The sequence below is a fragment of the Acidobacteriota bacterium genome, from assembly GCA_034211275.1.
Lineage (GTDB): Bacteria > Acidobacteriota > Thermoanaerobaculia > Multivoradales > JAHZIX01 > JAGQSE01.
Map to the genome: position 1 here is coordinate 9,946 of JAXHTF010000065.1, position 20,126 is coordinate 30,071.

At 67.8% G+C, this 20,126-nt stretch carries 1 protein-coding gene; it reads left to right on the forward strand.

Features of this window, described 5'->3' with window-relative positions; genetic code table 11:
* Positions 1 to 31: 31 nt before the first annotated feature.
* Positions 32 to 20,126: non-ribosomal peptide synthase/polyketide synthase (locus tag SX243_12175; GenBank protein ID MDY7093719.1), on the forward strand; the 20,095-nt coding region annotated here is incomplete at its 3' end.

The window sequence follows — 20,126 nt, forward strand, 5'->3', positions numbered from 1 at the left end:
CCGGATTTTCTTGGAAGCGGAGAAGGGTTGAATGGCCAAGAAGAATATTGAAGATATCTATCCCCTGTCGCCTCTGCAGGAGGGGATGCTCTTTGAGGAGGTCTATTCTCCAGGCTCCGACGTGTATATCTTCCAGGTCAGCTGTGAGCTGGAAGGCACGCTTCGGCTGGAGGCCTTTCGGCAGGCCTGGCAGACGGTGGTGGATCGCCATCCGGTGCTGCGTACGGCCTTTGCCTGGGAGAAGATCGCTCAGCCGGTGCAGCTGGTGGGTCGGCAGGCTCGGCTCCCTCTCGCGGTTCAGGATTGGACCGACCGGTCCCCGGAGGAGCAGGAGAGCAGCTGGCAGGAGCTGCTGGCCGAAGATCGGCGGCGCGGACTGGATCTGCGCAAGGCGCCGCTTATGCGCATCAACCTGGTGCGCCGCAGCGCCGACCTGCACTACTTCCTCTGGACCGTGCATCACCTGGTGGTGGATGGCTGGTCCTTCCCCATGGTGCTCCAGGAGGTTTTCGCTCTCTACCGGGGGCTGACCAACGGCGGGCCGCCGGCGCTGCCGAAGCGCCAGCCCTACCGCGACTACATCGCCTGGCTCCAGAAGCAGAACCAGGAGCGGGCCCGCGAGTTCTGGAGTCACCGCCTGGCGGATTTCACCACCCCCACTCCCCTCGGGGTCGATCAGCCGGCGATCCCTATACCAGCTCAGGAGGACCCCTATGGCCTCTACCGTCTGCGGCTCCCCGCCGCCCTCAGCGAGGCGCTCCGGGACCTGAGCCGGCAGGAGGGGCTGACCCTCAACACCCTCATGGAGGGCGTCTGGGCTCTGCTGCTCAGCCGCTACAGCGGTCAGCGAGATGTGGTCTTCGGCAGCATCGGCTCCGGCCGTCCAGTGGAGTTGCCCGAGGTCGAGTCCATGATCGGGCTCTTCGTCAGCACTCTTCCAGTCCGGGTGCCGGTGGAGCCTCAGAAGCCTCTACTGACCTGGCTCGGCGAGCTCCAGGCGCGGCACGCAGAGGCGCGGCAATACGAGTACAGCCCGCTGGCGAAGATCCAGAAGTGGGTCGGTCTGGATCCGGGAGCGCGGCTCTTCGAGAGCGTCCTGTCGTTCCAAAACGCGCCCCTCTCGACCACTCTGGAGGGTGGCTACGGCGACCTCCAGGCGCGGCGGGTAGAGACCTCCGAGAAACCCGGCTTCCCGATCATCCTGGTGGTGATGCCGGACAGCGAGCTGGTGTTGGAAGCCCAATACGAGCGTCGGCGCTTTCACCGGGTCATCGTGGTGCGCATGCTCGATCACCTGCAGCGGTTGCTGGAGGAGATGGTGGCGGAGCCCGGGCGGGCGGTGGGCGCCCTCTCCCCCCTCACCGAGGAGGAACGTCACCAGCTGCTGGTGGACTGGAACGCCACTCGCCGGCCGTTCCCCGGGGACCGCACACTGCATCAGCTGGTGGCGGAACAGGCGACGGCGACCCCCGAAGCCACGGCGGTGGTGTGCGGGGACGAGGAGCTGAGCTACGGCGAGCTGATCCAGCGCTCGCGGGTCCTGGCTCGGGAGCTGGCGCAGCAGGGAGCCGGACCGGAAGTGGTGGTCGGGTTGTTGATGGACCGCTCTCCGGGCCTGGTGTTGGGGATGGTGGGCATCCTGGAGGCCGGCGCCGCCTATTTGCCCTTGGACCCGACCTATCCACCGGAACGGCTGGCTTACATGCTCGAGGACTCGGCGGCCCCGCTGCTGGTGACCCGTCGAAGCCTGGCCGACCGGCTGCCGCAAACTTCCGCCGACATCGTCTTCCTGGACGATCTGGAGCTGGCGAGAGCTGATGATGGGGAGGAGGCGGAAGCCCCGGCCGCAGGAGGCGACGCCGACAACCTGGCGTACATCATCTACACCTCCGGTTCCACGGGCCGCCCCAAGGGCGTGCTCATCGAGCATCGTGCGGTGGTCAACTACAGCCTGGAGATGGTTCGCCGCTTCGGCCTCAGCCCGGCGGACCGGATGCTGCAATTCGCCTCGCTGAGCTTCGACGTGGTGGTGGAGGAGATCTTCCCGACCCTGCTGGCGGGGGGCGCGGTGGTGCTCCACGGCAGCGATCTCCTGCTTTCGGTGGACGAGCTCCACGGCGTGTTGGAGCGCCAGCGGGTGACCTTGTTGGAGCTGCCGGCAGCGTATTGGCACGAATGGGTGCGGGAGATGACCACCGCCGATAGGCGGCCGCCGGAGTCCCTGCGGTTGTTGCTCCTCGGGTCCGAGAAGCCCAACCCCGAGCGCATCACCGCGTGGCGTCGTTTCGGCATCGACCTGATCTACGTCTTTGGCCTCACCGAAACCACCGTCACCAACACCCTCTACCCGTTGGTGGACTCCGACGAGACCGATCTGCCCATCGGCCGGCCGGTGGCCAACAACCTGGTCTACGTTCTGGATGAGGATCTGGAACCGGTGGTAGCCGGAGTCACCGGCGAGCTGTACATCGGTGGCGTCGGCGTCGGTCGCGGGTATCACGGTCGCCCGGCTCTCACTGCCCAGCGCTTCATGCCCAATCCCTTCGTCGGCGAGGACGCCGGGGAGGGCGGCGAGCGTCTCTACCGTACCGGAGACCTGGCGCGTTTCCGGCTCGACGGCCAGCTGGATTTCCTCGGCCGTGCCGACTTCCAGGTCAAGGTCCGGGGGAACCGCGTCGAGTTGGAGGAGATCGACAACGCCCTCCGACGCCAGCCGGGAGTGGCGGAAGCGGTGGTGGTCGCCCGGCCCTCGACCGATGGCGGCAACCGGCTCTATGCCTATGTGACCGTCGAGGGAGGAACGGCGGATGACGGCCAGGACGAGATCGAGGGTCTGCGCACCCGCCTGCGCCGGGCGCTGCGGGAAGAGCTGCCGGAGTACATGGTGCCGGCGGCCTTCGTCGTGCTCGGGGAAATGCCGCTCACCCCCAACGGCAAGATCGATCGGGAAGCGCTGCCGCGGGTCGGCTTCGAGGCTCCGGCGGAAGTCGTCTACCGCTCTCCAGTGACGCCGGCGGAGCGAACCCTGGCAGAGGTCTGGTCGCAGGTGTTGGGCGTCGAGCGCATCGGCGTCGACGACAACTTCTTCGACCTCGGCGGCGACTCCATTCTCAGCCTCCAGATCACCGCCCGGGCCCAGCGAGCGGGTCTGTCATTGACCCCGAGACAGGTCTTCGAGTATCCCACCATCGCCGAGCTGGCGCCCTTGGCGACGCAACCGGCGAAGCTGGCGGAGCAGGGGGAGGTCTCCGGTGCGGTACCGCTGGCACCGATCCAGCGCTGGTTCTTCGACCGGGATCCGGCGACGCCGGAGCATTTCAACCTGCCGCTGTTGCTGGAAACCGAGGAAGCCCTCGATCCCGAGGCGTTGGAACGCGCTCTGGAGCATTTGCTGGCGCACCACGACGGCCTGCGGGCGGCCTTCCTCCGCGGCGAGGACGGCTGGAGCCAGCAGCTGTTGACGACGGAGCAGCTGGCGGAGAACCGGGCCTCGGGGAAGGCGCCACCGCTGCTGTCGGTGGAGACTCTCAAGGGGCTGTCGGCGAAGCGTCAGAGCTCGAAGATCGCTCGCCTCGGCGGTAAAGCCCAGGCGCAGCTCGAGCTGGAGCACGGTGGCGTATTCCGGGCGCTGCTCTTCGACGGTGGTGGCAAGCACCGCACGCGCCTGCTGCTGGCGGTCCATCACTTGGTGGTAGACACGGTGTCGTGGCGGCTGCTGGTGGAGGATTTGGTGGCGGCATACCGCGCCGTGGCCAGCGGCGCGACCCCCGCTCTGCCTGCCAAGACCACGTCCCTGGCCCGCTGGCAGGAGCTGTTGGCGGAGCATGCCGCATCCGGCGAGATGGCCGCCGAGGCCGAGTACTGGCTGGCACCGGAGCGCGCCGAGGTCGAAGAGCTGCCTCTGGATCAGTCTTTGGAGCGGGGGACGGACGACCTCTCGGAGCTCCGGGAAGGCACCGCCCGGACGGTCACCACGAGTCTAGACGCGGAGACCACCGCCGCTTTGTTGGAACGCTCGTCCCGCGCCTACGGTACGCGCCCGGAGGAGCTGTTGCTCACCGCCCTGGCCCGCTCGCTGGCGGGTTGGAGCGGTCATCGCCGCCTGCTGGTGGATCTCGAAGGCCACGGCCGCGAGGATCTGGGCGACGCCGACCTCTCGCGCACCGTCGGCTGGTTCGCCACCCTGTATCCGCTGCTCCTCGATCTCGACGAGCTGGCGGATATGCCGCCGGAGGAGGGGGAAGACGGCGATGTGGCGGCGGAGATCAAGGCGGTCAAGGAGCAGGTCCGCGGCGTGCCGGCGCGTGGGCTCGGCTACGGCCTGTTGCGCTATCTGCGGCCGGAAACGGCGGCCCGACTCGAGGAGCTGCCGGCGGCCCAGGTGCTGTTCAATTACGTCGGCCGCGTCGACGCTGGCGCGGGCGGTGGCGCGGAGGAGATGGACGGTTTCCGGTTGGGCTCCGAAGACGTGGGCTCGCCGCAAGCGGAGGATCTGGTCCGCAGCCACCTCTTCGAGGTCAATGTGGGGGTTCGAGAGGGCGCGCTGGAAGTCTCCTGGATCTACAGCCCGGAGGTCCACGCGGAAGCTACCGCCGAGGCTCTGGCCCAGGGCTTCGTCGACCACCTCTCGAGCCTGGTGGAGCATTGCGTGGATCCCGAGTCCCGCGGCTTCACGCCTTCCGACTTCCCCCTCGCCGGTCTCGACGCCTGGAACCTCCAGGCGCTGGTGGAGGATGTAGAGAGCACCGGGGCGGTGCTCGAGGATCTCTACCCGCTGACCCCGCTGCAGCAGGGAATGTTCTTCGAGACCCTCTACGATCCGGAATCCGGCGTCTACGTCGGCCAGTTCAGCGGCCGGTTCCAGCGGTTGCCGGATCTCGAGGCCTTCCACCGTGCTTGGGCCGAGCTGGTGCGCCGCCACAGCGTCTTGCGCACTTCCTTCCGCTGGCAGGGCTACGAGCATCCTCTGCAGCTGGTCCAGGAGACGGCGGAGCTGCCGGTGGTGGAGGAAGATTGGCGCGGCCTCGACGCCGAAGAGGTGGAGGCGCGGCGACTGGCCTATCTCGAGGAAGATCGGCAGGCCGGCTTCGACTACGAGCAGGCGCCGCTGATGCGTTTGCTGATGGCGCGCCTCGACGAGGAGAGTTACCTGCTGGTCTGGAGCTACGACCAGATCCTGGTAGACGGTTGGAGCTTGCCCTTACTCCTCGGCGAGCTCTTCTCTCTTTACGATGCATATCGCGCTGGGCGGACCTCGGCGTTGCCCATGCCGCGGCCTTACCGGGACTATGTCGCCTGGCTGAAGGCTCAGGATCTGCAGTCTGCCCAGACCTGGTGGCAACGTCAGCTGGCGGGCTTCGAAGAGGCCACACCGCTGGTTTTCGACCGCCCCGAAGAGGCGCAGGAGCGAGGCTACGGCGAGGTTCTGCGGGCGCTGCCGGCGCCCCTCACCGACGAGGTCCAAGGATTCGCCCGCAATGCCCGGGTGACCCTCAACACCCTCGTACAGGCGGCCTGGGGCCTCTTGCTGGGCCGCTATGGGAACGTCGAGGACGTCGTCTTCGGCGTCACCGTTTCCGGCCGTCCTCCCGAGCTCGATGGTGTGGAGACCATGGTGGGGTTGTTCATCAACACCTTGCCGGTGCGCATAAAGCTGCCGCTGACGGCGCCGGTGGTGGGGTGGCTGCAGGAGCTCCAGGACTATCAGGCGGAGCTCCGCCAGTTCGAGTACACGCCGCTGCCGGAAGTGCAGCGGTGGAGTGGCTTCGGCTCTCAGCAGAAGCTCTTCGACACCTTCCTGGTGTTCCAGAACTATCCCGTAGACCAAGCGGTCAACGAGCAGGGTGCCAGCCTGGAGGCGGAAGCCTATGGCACTGAAGAACGTTCTACCTTCGCCCTCACCCTGGTGGCCTATCCCGGTACTCGGCTGACCCTGGACCTGGAGTACGACCCGCAGCGCCACGACCAGACCACCATCGAGCGCATGCTGCACCACCTGGAGGTGCTGTTGGCAGGGATGGCGGCGGATCCGGAGGCACCGGTGGGGGCGCTGTCGGTGCTCACTGCCGCGGAGCGCGGCCAGCTGCTGGAAACCTGGGCGCTGGGGCCCGCAGCCCACTCCGAGGCGGCGACCTTCCAGGAGCTCTTCGCTCGCCGGGCGGCGGTGGATCCGGAAGCGCCGGCGGTGCTCGCCGGCGACCGCGTGTGGAGCTACGGCGAGCTGCAGCAGCGCTCGCGGGCGCTGGCGGCGGAGCTGATTTCCCGGGGCGTTGGCCCCGACCAGGTCGTCGGCCTGGCGGTGCCCCGCTCGCCGTGGCTGGTGGCGGGCATTCTGGGCATTTTGGAGGCCGGCGGCGCCTATCTGCCCCTCGATCCGGCTTACCCGGCGGACCGCCTTGCCGCCATGATCGAGGATTCGGAGCTGACGGTGCTGGTGACCGAAGCCTCCGCCCGAAAGGCACTGGGCGAGCTGCCCTCGACGGTGTCGGTGGTGGATGTGGCGGCGCTGCCGGAGGCGGCGCCGAAGGGCTTTCAGCCGGTGCCGCCGGACGCTGACAACCTCGCCTACGCCATCTACACCTCGGGATCCACGGGCAAGCCCAAGGGTGTGCTGGTGCCCCACGGTGCGGTTACCAACTACGCCCTGGAGATGGCCGCCCTCCTCGAGTTGGGCCCCGGGGACCGGGTGCTGCAATTCGCCTCGATGAGCTTCGACGTGCTGGTGGAGGAGGTCTTCCCGACGCTCGTCGCCGGCGCCGCCGTGGTGGTGCACCCGGAGGATTTGCTGCTCTCCCTGGAGCTCTTCCAGCAGGTGTTGGAGGAACAGCAGGTCACCGGTCTCGAGCTGCCGGCGGCCTTTTGGCAGGAGTGGGTCCACGAGCTGGAGCAGCGGCAGGGGGCCCTCCCCGAGTCTCTGCGCTTCCTGCTGCTGGGCTGTGAGAAGCCGGCGGCGGAGCGAGTCAGTGCTTGGCGGCGACACGGCGTGCCCTTGACCTATGTCTTCGGACTGACCGAGACCACCATCACCAACAGTCTGTTCACCGTTCAGCCGGAGACGGCAGCCGGCGCCGAGGCACCGCCGGCGGAGCTACCCATCGGCAAACCGGTGGCGGGAAATCAGCTCTACGTGCTCGACCTGCGCGGCCGTCCGGTGCCTTCCGGGGTCGTCGGCGAGCTGTTCATCGGCGGTGCCGGCGTTGCCCGCGGCTATCTCCGCCGACCCGCTCTGACCGCTCAGCGCTTCGTCCCCCACCCCTTCGGTTCCGAGGAGGGGGGGCGCCTCTACCGCACCGGTGACCGCGCCCGGTGGCGGGCCGACGGGAGCCTGGACTTCCTCGGTCGCCTCGACGATCAGGTCAAAATCCGCGGCTACCGGGTCGAGCCGGGAGAGGTGGAGGCGGCGCTGGTCGAGCATCCCCGGGTGCGGGCGGCGGCGGTGGCGCCGTTGCAGCGGGAGAGCCGTGGCGCCCAGCTGGTGGCCTGGATCGTGGCGGAAGGGGAAGAGCCCTTGGAAGTCGGCGATCTGCGCGGCTTCCTCGGCCAGCGGCTGCCCGACTACATGGTGCCCTCGGCCTTCGTGGAGATCGATGAAATCCCCCTGACCCCCAACGGCAAGGTGGACAAGAAGGCCTTGCCGGCGCCGGACGCCACGACCTTGAGCACCACCGCCGGCGGCGAGCCCACCAACGAGCTCGAGGCCAAGCTGGCGAAGATCTGGGCGGAGGTGTTGAACGCGCCGTCGGTGGGCATTCACGACGACTTCTTCGAACTCGGCGGCGACTCCATCCTGAGCCTGCAGATCACCTCGAGAGCTCACCGCATGGGGCTCCACTTCACCACCCGGGAGCTGTTCGAGAACCCCACCGTGGCCCGCCTGGCGGAGGTCGTTCAAGGAGCCTCGGCGGTGCAGGCGACCCAGGCCGAGGTCGAGGGCGAGGCGCCGCTGCTGCCGATCCAGCAATGGTTCCTCGAGGCAGGTCTGGAGAGCCGCCACCACACCAATATCGCCTTCTTGCTGGAGCTGCGGAAGCGCTTCGAGGCCGAGCCGCTGGAGCGGGCGCTGGAGGCGTTGCTGGCGCACCACGACGCCCTGCGCCTGTTCTTCTATCAGGACGCTGAGGGCGTCTGGCACCAGGAGCACCGCCCTGCGGAGGAGATGTCGATCCCGTTGACCGTCCACGATCTTTCGGCGCTGCCGCCGGAGGATCGGCCGGCGGCCCAGGGCGAGCTCGCAGCAGCGCACCAGGCCTCCTTCGACATCGGCGTCGCGCCCCTGTTCCTGGCCGCTCTCTTCGAGCACGGGCCCGGGGAGCCGCAGCGTTTGCTCCTGGTCTCTCACCACCTGATCACCGACAACGTCTCCTGGGAAATCCTCACCGAGGACCTGGCCGTGCTCTACGCCCAGGTCACCGCCGGCGCCGCGGTGGATCTGCCGCTCAAGACCACGTCCTTCCAGCGCTGGGGCGAAAAGCTCTCCGAGCATGTCACCGAGGGCGGGCTAGACGCCGAGATCCCCTATTGGACCGACGATGCCCGCCAGGATGCGGCGTCGCTGCCGTTGGATTTTTCCGACGGTGAGAACCGCCGGATGAGCAATCGGGTGGTCCGGATGGGCCTCGACGAGGATGAGACCAAGAATCTGCTGGAGCAGGCGATCGTTCCCTATCGCACCAGTGTGGTGGAGCTTCTGCTCACCGCTCTGGCGGAAGCCTTCTGCGGCTGGACCGGCTCTCACCGCTTGCTGGTGGACTTCGAAGGGCACGGCCGTGAGGATCTCTTCGAGGACGTCAACCTCGGCCGCACGGTGGGCTGGTTCAGCACTCTCTACCCGGTGCTCTTGCAGGTTCCGGTGGCAGAGGGCTCCGAGGGGGAGCAGCCCGGGGAAGCCCTGAAGGCGGTCAAGGAGCAGCTGCGGGCGGTGCCCGGCAACGGGCTCGGCTACGGCCTGCTGCGGCATTACGGCAGCCCCGAGGTACAGGCCGCCCTCGAGGCTCAGCCGGATGCTCAGGTGCTGTTCAACTTCCAGGGACAGATGGACGTCGACGACCTGGGTGCCGACGATCTGCCCTTCGTGCCTAGCCGCGAGCCCATGGGCGAGCTGGCGGGCCCCGACTCCCGGCGTACCCATCTACTGGAGGTGGAGGCCAAGATCGACGCCGGCCGCCTGGTTTTGACCTGGGACTTCAGCTCCGACCTGCACCGCCAGCAGACCGTCGAGCAGCTGGCCCGAGAGTACATGGCGGCCCTGCGCCGCCTGCTCGAGCATTGTTTGACCCCGGAGGCCGGAGGCCTTACCCCCTCCGACTTCCCGCTGGCGGCAGTGACCCAGGCTCAGCTCGACGATCTGAGCTCCCGCTATCCGGACCTGGAAGATCTCTACCGGCTGTCTCCGCTGCAGCAGGGCATGCTCTTCCACACCCTCTACGAGCCCGAGGGCGGCATCTACGTGGGGCAGCTGACCTACAGCTTCCGTAGCGATTTGGACCTCGACGCGTTCCGCCTCGCCTGGGCTCAGCTGGCGGACCGGCGCTCCGTGCTGCGCACGTCGTTCCACTGGCAGGACGTGGACGAGCCGTTGCAGGCCGTGCACCCGCGGGTGACGGTACCGGTGGCGGTGGAGGATTGGAGCGACGAGACCGGGCCGGAGCAGCAGCTTCACCTCCAGCGTTTCTTGGAGGAAGAACGGGCCCGGGGCTTCGACTTGACCGAGGCACCGCTCACCCGCGTGCTGCTGGCGCGGCTGGGAGAGGGGGAGTACCGGCTGGTTTGGAGCTTCCACCAGATGCTGCTGGACGGCTGGAGCCTGCCCCTGCTGTTCGAGGAGTTCCTCGCGCTCTATCGCGCCGCGGCGGCGGGACGGGAGCTCCAGCTGGCGCCGGAACGACCCTTCAAGGATTACATCGCTTGGCTCGACAAGCGTTTGCAGTCCGACGACGGTGAAGCCTATTGGCGCCAGCGGCTGGCGGGCTTCACCGAGCCAACCCCGGTGGTGGTGGACCGGCCGCCAGCGCCGGGAGCCGAGCGCCGTCATCACGAGCACGTGCTCGCCCTGTCCGCCAGCGAGTCCTCGCAGCTGCAACGCTTTGCCCGCGCCCAGGGCGTGACCTTCAACACTTTGGTGGAGGGCGCCTGGGCCCTGTTGCTGGCGCGCTACGCCGGCAACAGGGCCCAGGGCGTGACCTTCACCACTTGGGTGGAGGGCGCCTGGGCCCTGTTGCTGGCGCGCTACGCCGGCGTGTCGGAGGTGCTCTTCGGCGAAACCGTGTCCGGCCGGCCGGCGGATCTCTTCGGCGTCGAGGAGATCGTCGGGCTGTTCATCAACACCCTGCCGGTGCGGGTGGAGGTACCGGACGACGCGGTCGTGCTGGAGTGGCTGCAGCGGCTGCAGGCGGATCAAGCGGAGCTGCATCAATACGAGCACACTCCGCTCGCGGAGATTCAGCGCTGGAGCGAGCTGGGGGCCAATCAAAGCCTCTTCGACACCTTCATGGTGTTCCAGAACTACCCGGTGGAGCGAGCCGGCGAGGGAGCCCAGCAGGGCGAGCAAGCGTCGGGGGATGAAGCCAAGGAAGGACAAGCAAGTGCTGCCGAGGCGCAGGAGCGTTCCAACTACCTGCTGACCCTCAACGCCAACCCCGGCGAGCGCCTGCAGCTGAACCTCGAGTTCGATCTCCTGCGCCACGATCTCTCTACCGCGGACCGCCTGCTCCGCCACGTACGGCAGCTGCTCCTCGGGCTGGCGGCGGCGCCGCAGCAGCCCCTGGGGAGTCTCCAACTACTCACCGCCGGCGAGCGCCAGCAGCTGATGCTGGAGTGGCAGCACGAGCGGCCTTTGGCGCAGGTCCGGACTCAGGCCCGCCGCCTCTTCCCTCAGCGCTTCTCCCAGGTCGCCCAGCGGCAGCCTGCGGAACCGGCGGTGATCAGCGACCAGGGCGTCTGGACCTACGGTGAGCTGGAGCTCTACGGTGGCCGGATCGCCCGGGCCTTGACCGCCGCCGGGGTCGGTACGGAGCATCTGGTGGCCTTGTGCACCGAACGCTCGCCGGAGCTGGTGGCGTCGCTGGTAGGCATTCTGTGGGCCGGCGGTGCCTACCTGCCGCTGGACCCCGCCTATCCCGACGAACGGTTGGCGTTGATGCTCGAAGACTCCGGGGCAGCGGTGGTGCTGGCGCCCACGGCGCTGGTCGAGCGACTGCGCGATCTGGCACCGCCGACCACCGAGGTGTTGGACCTCGAGGCCGCCATGGAGCAGGAGGGGGATGCACCGCCAGTGCCGGAAGCGGCACCGGAGACCCTCGCCTACGTCATCTATACCTCCGGCTCCACCGGCCGCCCCAAGGGAGTGGCGGTGAGCCACGGCTCGATGATGGCCTACGGTGAGGAGATGCAGGAGCGACTGGCCCTGACCTCGGCGGATCGATTCCTGCAATTCGCCTCCATCAGCTTCGACGTGGTGGTGGAAGAGGTGATCCCGGCGCTGCTTTCGGGAGCGTCGGTGGTGCTTCCGGGGCGGGATCTCTTGCTCTCCACCGGCGAGCTGGAGTCGGTGGTGACGGACCACGGCGTCACCGTCATGGAGCTGCCCGCGGTGTATTGGCAAGAGTGGGTGCGGGACCTCGGCGCCCGCGGGATGACACCGCCGCCGTCCCTGCGTTTGATCCTGCTGGGCACCCAAAAACCGAACCCCGAGAGCCTCGCGGTCTGGCGCCGTTGGGGCGTGCCGGTGCTCTACGTCTTCGGTCTCACCGAGACCACGGTGACCAACTCGGTGCACCTCCTGCCGCCGCTGGCGCCGGGAGAGGCCGGCAGCGAAGAAGCGCTGGATCTGCCCATCGGTCGTCCGGTGGCGGGCAATCGGCTGTACGTGGTGGATCGCGCCGGTCGGCCGGTGCCGGCGCGGGTGCCCGGTGAGCTCTACGTCGGCGGTGCCGGCGTCGCCCGTGGCTATCTCGATCGCCCGGCTCTCACCGCGGAACGCTTCGTCCCGGATTGGCTGAGCGGCAAGGCGGAGGCAGGGGCCGGAGAAAGGCTCTACCGCACCGGTGACCGCGCACGCTGGCGGGCCGACGGCGCGCTGGAGTTCCTGGGCCGGCAGGACGAGCAGGTCAAGATTCGTGGCTACCGCGTCGAGCCGGGGGAGGTCGGAGCGGCGCTCCGAAGCCACGCCGAGGTGAGCGAGTGCGCCGTGGTGCCCCAGGTGCCGGCGGCGGGAGGCGCGGCCCGGCTGGTGGCTTTCGTTGTGCCGGCGGAAGGACAGGATGCGATCCCTAGCCCTGCGCAGCTGCGGGCCCACCTCAAGGAGCGGTTGCCGGAGTACATGGTGCCGGCGGTCTTTCAGCCGGCGGAGCAGATTCCCCTCACCGCCAACGGCAAGGTCGATCAGCGAGCCCTCCTCGCCCGGGTGACGGATGCGCCCCGCGGCGAGGCCGGCTACGAGGCGCCGCGCAATCCGCTGGAGCAGACTCTGGCGGAGATCTGGAGCGAGGTGCTGCGGGTCGAACGGGTCGGCATCCACGACGATTTCTTCGAGCTCGGCGGCGACTCCATCCTGAGCATTCAGATCACCTCCCGGGCCCATCGCCAAGGCCTGCGCGTGACCCCACGGCAGGTCTTCGAGCATCCCACTGTCGCCGAGCTGGCGGCGGTGGCGGGCAGCGCTCCGGAGATCCAGGCGGAGCAGGGCGAGGTGGTCGGTGTCGCACCGCTGCTGCCGATCCAGCGCTGGTTCTTGGAGTCCGAGCTGGAGAGCCGCCACCACACCAACTTGCCGCTGCTCCTCGACCTGCGTCAGCGTTTCCGGGCTCAGCCGCTGGCGGAGGCGTTGGCGGAGCTGCTGCGCCACCACGACGCGCTGCGCCTGTCCTTCCACCAGCGCGAGGGCGGCTGGTACCAGGAAGGCCAGCCATTCACCGGCGAGATTCCCTTGGTGGTGATGGATCTTTCGGCTCTGGCCGACGAGGATCGGGCGGTGGCGGTTCGAGCCGTCGGAACCAGCCTGCAGGGAAGTTTCGACGTCGGTCGGGCGCCGCTCTTCCAGGCTGCCCTCTTCGATGCCGGGGCGAAACAGCCCCAGCAGTTGCTGCTGGTCAGCCATCACCTGGTCACCGACAATGTCTCCTGGCAGGTTCTGACCCAGGACCTGGCCCAAGCCTACGAAGCCTTGGCCGAGGATCGGCCGCCGGAGCTACCGCCCAAAACCACCTCTTTCACCGCCTGGGCTCGTCGTCTCGAGACTCACGCCGCCAGCGAGGAACTGGCTGACGAGCTCGGTTTCTGGGCTGCCGAGGAGCGTCAGGAGGTGATGGGGCTGCCGGTGGATTTCCCCGGTGGCGTCAATAGCGAGGCTTCCGAGGCCACCTGCCGGGTGGGGTTGGAGGCGGAGGAGACCGAGGCGCTGCTGCGCCAGGTTCCGAAGGCCTATCGCACCCAGATCAACGACATTCTGTTGGCGGCGCTGGCGGAGGCGGTGGCGGGTTGGGTCGGAGACCGGCTGGTACTGGTGGAAATGGAAGGCCACGGCCGCGAGGAGATCTTTGCCGACGTCGATCTGTCGCGCACCGTCGGTTGGTTCGCCACTCTCTATCCGTTGCTCCTGGACCTGCGGGACCTGCACGAGCCGGCGGAGGTGATCACCGGGGTCAAAGAGCAGATCCGCGCCGTGCCCCACCGCGGCCTCGGCTGGGGCCTGTTGCGCTATCTGGGCAGCGAGGGCGTGCAGAGCCGGCTGGCAGAGCTGCCGACGGCGGACATCCTGTTCAACAACCAGGGACAGGTGGAAGAGGGAGCAGAAGATTCTTCTCTGCCCTTCGCGCTGAGCTCCGGCGACGCCGGACCGGCCTCCGGAGCCGATGCCCTGCGCACCCACCTGCTGGGGGTCGAGGCGGGAATTCGCGATGGCCGTCTGGAGGTCGCCTGGGACTACAGCACTGAGCTGCACCGAGAACAAACGATCCAGGACCTGGCGGACTCGTTCCTGGCGGTTCTGCGCTCCCTCATCGAACATTGCAGCGATCCGGAGCACGGCGGTCTGACGCCTTCCGACGTACCCCTTTCGGGCGTCGACCAATCGATTCTGGCAGGTCTTTGCGAAGAGGTGCCGGGACTGCAGGACGTCTATCCGCTGTCGCCGTTGCAGGAGGGGATGCTCTTCGAGAGCGCCTTCGAGCCGGAGGCGGGGATCTACGTCGGCCAGCTCTCTTCCGAGCTCGATTCGGATGTCGACATGGACGCCTTCCGCGCCGCCTGGCAGCAGCTGTTGGAGCGCCACTCGGTGTTACGCACTACCTTCCGCTGGGAGGGTCTGCCGAAACCCCTGCAGCTGGTCCAGGAAGCCGCTCAGCTGCCCATCACCCAGGTGGACTGGAGCGAGCTCCCCCGGCGCCGGCAGGCGGAGCAACTCGAAGAGTACCTGCAGCAGGATCGCACGGTGGGCTTCGAGCTCTCCGAGGCCCCCCTCACCCGCATCCTCCTCGCCAAGGTGGCGCCGGCCCGCTACCGTTTGATCTGGTCCTTCCACCAGATGTTGTTGGACGGCTGGAGCGTACCGCTGGTGCTGGACGAGTTCTTTCGTCTCTACGACGCCTACCGGCGCTCCGAGGAGCTCCCGCAGCTGGCACCGGTGCCGCCCTATCGCGAGTACATCGCCTGGCTCCAAGATCAGTCTCTGGACGAGGCCCGGGAGTGGTGGGTCGAGCAGCTGGACGGCTTCTCCTCACCGACCCCGGTGGTCTTCGACCGCGACGAGGTCGGCGGTGATCGGGTCTACGCTGAAGCTCTGGCGGCGCTGCCGGCGGCGGAAGGGGAGCGATTGCAGAGCTTTGCCCGCCGTCATCGCCTGACTCTCAACACCTTGGTTCAAGCCTCCTGGGCTCTGTTGCTGGCTCGCTATGCCGGCGTAGACGACGTGGTCTTCGGCGTCACCGTCTCCGGCCGTCCGGCGGAGCTCGAGGGCGTCGAGTCGATGGTCGGTCTGTTCATCAATACCCTCCCGGTGCGGGTGCGCTTCGGTGCCGGTGCCGCCGGTGCTGGAAAGACCGCGGCTGGAGAACCCACCGTCACGGAGTGGCTGCAGCGGCTCCAGGAGCAGCAGGTAGAGCTGCGCCAATTCGAGTACACGCCGCTCGCCAAGCTACAGCGTTGGAGCCAGATGGCCCCCGGCCGCAACCTTTTCGACACCTTCATGGTGTTTCAGAACTATCCCTTGGAGGATCGTCAGGAAGAGGAGGCGGACGCGCTGGCGAGCACCGACACCAGCACCGAAGAGCGTTCGAATTTCGCCCTCACGCTGGTCGCTTATCCGGAGCCCCGGGTCACCCTCAACATCGAGTACGACGCCCGGCGCCACGACGACAGCACCATCCAGCGCATGCTGCGGCATCTGGAGGAGATCCTGAAAGGCTTCGCCGACCAGGGGGAGGAGCCCCTGGCGGCGGTGTCCATGCTCTCCCCGGCGGAGGTGCAGCAGCTTCAGCGCGAGTGGCCCACGGGGGTCGAGGCGGAGGCCGGAGGAGGTCTCTTTCCCCAGCGCTTCGTGGCAGTGGCAAAGGCCCGCCGAGAGGCTGCCGCCATCCGACCTTCGGAGGGAGCGCCCTGGACCTACAGCGATCTGGCGCGCCGGGTTCACGGCGTCGCGAAGGTCCTGAGGGAAGCGGGAGTCGGGCCCGACACCGTCGTGGCGTTGGTCACCGAACGTTCGCCGGCGCTGGTTGCGGGATTGGTGGGCATTCTCCACGCCGGCGGCGCGTATCTGCCCCTGGATCCCGCGTACCCGGACGAGCGCCTGGCCCTGACTCTGGAGGATTCGGGAGCGCGGGTGGTGCTCACCACCCTCGACCTCGAGCAACGCGTCCAGCGCCTGGTGCCTGAAGCCACGCCGGTGATCGACCTGATGGCGCCGAACCTTCTGGTCGAGGGTGAGCTGCCCGAGTTGATTCCGCCGGCGCTGCATCCGGAGAACCTCGCCTACGCCATCTACACCTCCGGATCTACCGGCAAGCCCAAGGGTGTGCTGGTCTCTCACGGTTCCATGGCCCTCTACGCCGAGGAGATGCGCCGGCGCCTGGCCCTGCAGCCTCAGGACCGAGTCCTGCAATTCGCCTCCGTCAGCTTCGACGTGGTGGTGGAGGAGATCATCCCCACCCTGCTGGCCGGTGCCACCGTCACTCTGCCGGGGCGCGACTTGCTGCTCTCCACCCGCGCTCTAGAGGCGACGGTGCGGGTGCAGGGGGTGACCGTGATGGAGCTGCCGGCGGTGTACTGGCAGGAGTGGGTGCGGGATCTGGACAGTCGTGGCGAGAAGCCTCCCAAGTCTCTGCGCTTGCTGATGCTGGGAACCCAAAAGCCCAATCCGGCGGCGCTGGCCCGCTGGCGGCGGTGGGGCGTGCCGGTGCTCTACGTCTTCGGTTTGACGGAGACCACGGTGACCAACACCGTACACCTGCTGCCGGCAGGGGAGGACGAGATCGATGCTTCGTTGCTGGATCTGCCCATCGGCCGTCCGGTGGCGGGCAACCAGGTCTTCGTCCTCGACGGCCGGGGGGAACCGGTGCCGCCGAGAGTGGCCGGCGAGCTCTACGTCGGCGGTGCCGGCATCGCTCGGGGCTATCTCGGCCGGCCGAGTCTGACCGCCTGGCGCTTCATTCCCGACTTCGCCGGCGGCTCGCCCGGCCAGCGTCTGTACCGCACCGGCGACCGCGCGCGCTGGCGGGCAGACGGGTCGCTCGAATTCCTCGGCCGTCTCGATCAGCAGATCAAGATCCGTGGCTTCCGGGTCGAGCCGGGAGAAGTGGAGGCCGTGCTGGTCACCCACGACTCGGTGGAGCAATGCGCCGTCATTCCTCAGACCCAGGATGAAGGTGCCGCCCGGCTGGTGGCTTTCGTGGTGCTGGCACGGGGCGGCCAGCTCGACGGTCAGGGGCTACGCAAGCATTTGGCGGCGACGCTGCCGGAGCACATGATTCCGGTGGCCTTCGGAGAGCTCGAAGCCCTGCCCTTGACCCCCAACGGCAAGGTCGATCGGCGAGCCCTGGCGGAGCGCGATGTCGAGGCGGTGGCAACCAGCGAGTTCGCTCCTCCGCAAGGCCGCCTGGAGAACCTCCTGGCGGGCATCTGGCAGGAGGTGCTGCGGGTCGAGCGAGTGGGCCGCAACGACGACTTCTTCGAGCTCGGCGGTGATTCCATCCTCAGCCTGCAGATCACTTCCCGCCTGCATCGGGAAGGCCTGCGGGTGACTCCGCGGCAGATCTTCGAATATCCGATTCTCAAGGAGCTGGCGGCGGTGGCCGGTAGCGCCGCGGCGATCAATGCTCAGCAGGGACCGGTGACCGGCCGGGCGCCGCTGCTGCCGATCCAGCGCTGGTTCCTCGAGGCCGGCCTCGAGAGCCTGCACCACACCAACCTGCCGGTGCTGCTACGCCTCCGGCAGCGCTGGTCCGCTCAATTGCTGGAGCAAGCCCTGTCGGCGCTGGTGGACCACCACGACGCCCTTCGCCTGAGTTTCCGCCAGGACGAGGCGGGCTGGTATGCGGAGCACGAGCGGGCCGGGATCGGTGTGCCCTTCTTCGTGGTCGACTTCTCCCGCCTCGAGGCCGAGCATCGGCTCGCGGCCCAGGAGGCGGCATCGAGCCGGCTGCAGGGAACCTTCGACGTGGGCCGAGGGCCGCTGGTGCGAGGAGCGCTCTTCGACCACGGCACCGGCGAATCCCAGCGGTTGTTGTTGGTGACCCACCACCTGGTCACCGACAATCACTCCCTGGAGCTTCTGGTGCGCGACCTGCTGAGTGCCTACGGCAGCCTCGCCACGGGCCGGGAGATCGACTTCGCCGACAAGACCAGCTCCTTCCAGCAATGGGGCAAGAGGCTGGAAGAGCTCGGGGCCTCGGGCCGACTGAACGGCGAGGTGCCTTTTTGGACCAACCCCGCGCGGGAGGATGCTCATCCGCTGCCCGCGGAGCTCGACGAGGGACCCGATGACCTCGCTTCCGAGGCGGTGGTCCAGGTCTTCCTCTCCCCAGTGCAGACCACCAAGCTGCTCCAGGACGCTCCCTCCGCTTATCGCACTCAGCTCAGCGAATTGGTGCTCACCGCCCTGGTGCAGAGCTTGGGGGATTGGGCCGGCGAGCGGCGTCTGCTGGTGGACTTCGAAGGCCACGGTCGCGAGGAGATGTTCGACGACATCGATCTTTCGCGCACCGTCGGCTGGTTCGCCACCCTGTATCCGGTGCTGCTCGATCTTCGCGACGCCGACGGTCCCGGCGAGTCCATCAAGGCTGTCAAGGAGCAGTTGCGCTCCGTACCCCACAACGGTCTGGGCTTCGGCGTGCTGCGGGATTTCGCCGAGGAGTCCGTTCGCCGGCAAATCGCGAAGCAGCCGTTGGCATCGATTCTGTTCAACAGCATGGGGCAGGCCGAGGTCGGCAAGACCGGTGAGGAAGACCTGCCGGTGGAGCTGAGCTCCGAGAGCGTCGGTCATAGTGAAGGCCCCGACGCTCTCCGCACCCATTTGTTGGAGATCGAAACCCGCATCGTCGACGGTCGGTTGCAGGCGGCTTTCGCGTTCAGCCGCAACCGCCATCGGGAGGAGACGGTGGAGGCCCTCGGGGATGCCTTCATCGACCACCTGGTCACGCTGTTGGAGCATTGCCTGTCGCCGGAGGCCGGCGGCTGGACCGCCTCCGACTTCCCGTTGGCGCGGCTGGACCAGCAGAAGGTCGAAGGCCTCGAAAGCTCCTATCCGGCCCTCGCCGACATCTATCCTCTATCGCCGCTGCAGCAGGGCATGCTGTTCGAAACCGTGCTCGAGCCGGAGGCGGGAATCTACGTCGGACAGCTCACCACCGAGCTCGATACCGTCGTCGACACCGAAGCCTTCGAGACCGCCTGGCAACGGCTGGCGGAGCGTCATGCCATTCTGCGCACCGCCTTTCTGTGGCAGGAGCTTGACGAGCCGTTGCAGCTCGTCCTTTCCGATGCCCGATTCCCGGTGCGTGAGGACGACTGGCGCGATCTCGACGAAGCCGGTCAGCTCGAGCGCCAGCGGCGCTATCTGGCAGAGGACCGGCGCCGTGGCTTCGTGCTCGAAGAAGCGCCCCTCACCCGAGTCCTGCTGGCGCGCACCGGGGATGAGCGCTACCGGCTGATCTGGTCCTTCCACCAGATGCTGGTGGACGGGTGGAGCTTGCCCCTCTTATTCGAAGAGTTTTTCCGCCTCTATGATGCCGAGCGCGACGGCCAGCCTCTGGAGTTGCCGGAGGTGCCGCCCTATCGGAACTACATCGCCTGGCTCCAAGAGCAGGATATGGAAGCGGCGGAGAGCTGGTGGAAGCAATGGCTGGGGGGCTTCGACGAGCCGACTCCGGTGATCGCCGATCGGCCCACCGCCGAGGGCCCACGGCGCCACGCCGAGGAAACCCACTCCCTGTCCCGAGCCGACGGCGAGGCTCTCCAGGCCTTTGCCCGCGGTCACCAGCTGACGGTGAACACTCTGGTGCAGGCGTCCTGGGCGCTGTTGCTGGCGCGCTACGCCAACGTCGACGACGTGGTCTTCGGCGTCACCGTCTCGGGACGTCCGGCGGAGCTGGATGGTGTCGAGGCGATGGTGGGTCTGTTCATCAACACCCTGCCGGTGAGGGTGCGGGTTCCCGCCGCCGGACCGAAGGAGAGTCAGGTCGCCCCCTGGCTGCGCAAGCTCCAGGATCGCCAAGTGGATATGCGGCAGTACGAGTACACGCCGCTGGCGGAGATTCAGAAGTGGAGCGACGTGACGGCAGGGGAAGGCCTCTTCGACACCTTCATGGTGTTTCAGAACTATCCGTTGGAAGATCCCGGTCCGGCGGCTCAGGCCGGTGGTTTGACCAGCAAGGAGACCGGTACCGAAGAGCGCTCGACCTACTCCCTGACCTTGGTGGCCTATCCCGAGGTCGGCCTCACCCTCGATCTGGAATACGACGGCGTGCGTCACGACGCCGCCACCATCCACCGCATGCTGCGCCATCTGGAGACCCTGCTCACGGGCATGGTGGCCAACCCGCAGCTGCCGGTGGCGCAGCTGCCGCTGCTGTCGGCGAGCGAGCGCCAGCAGCTGGAGCAGGAATGGGGTCGCGGCGAGCGGGTGCCGTGGCCGGCTCCCG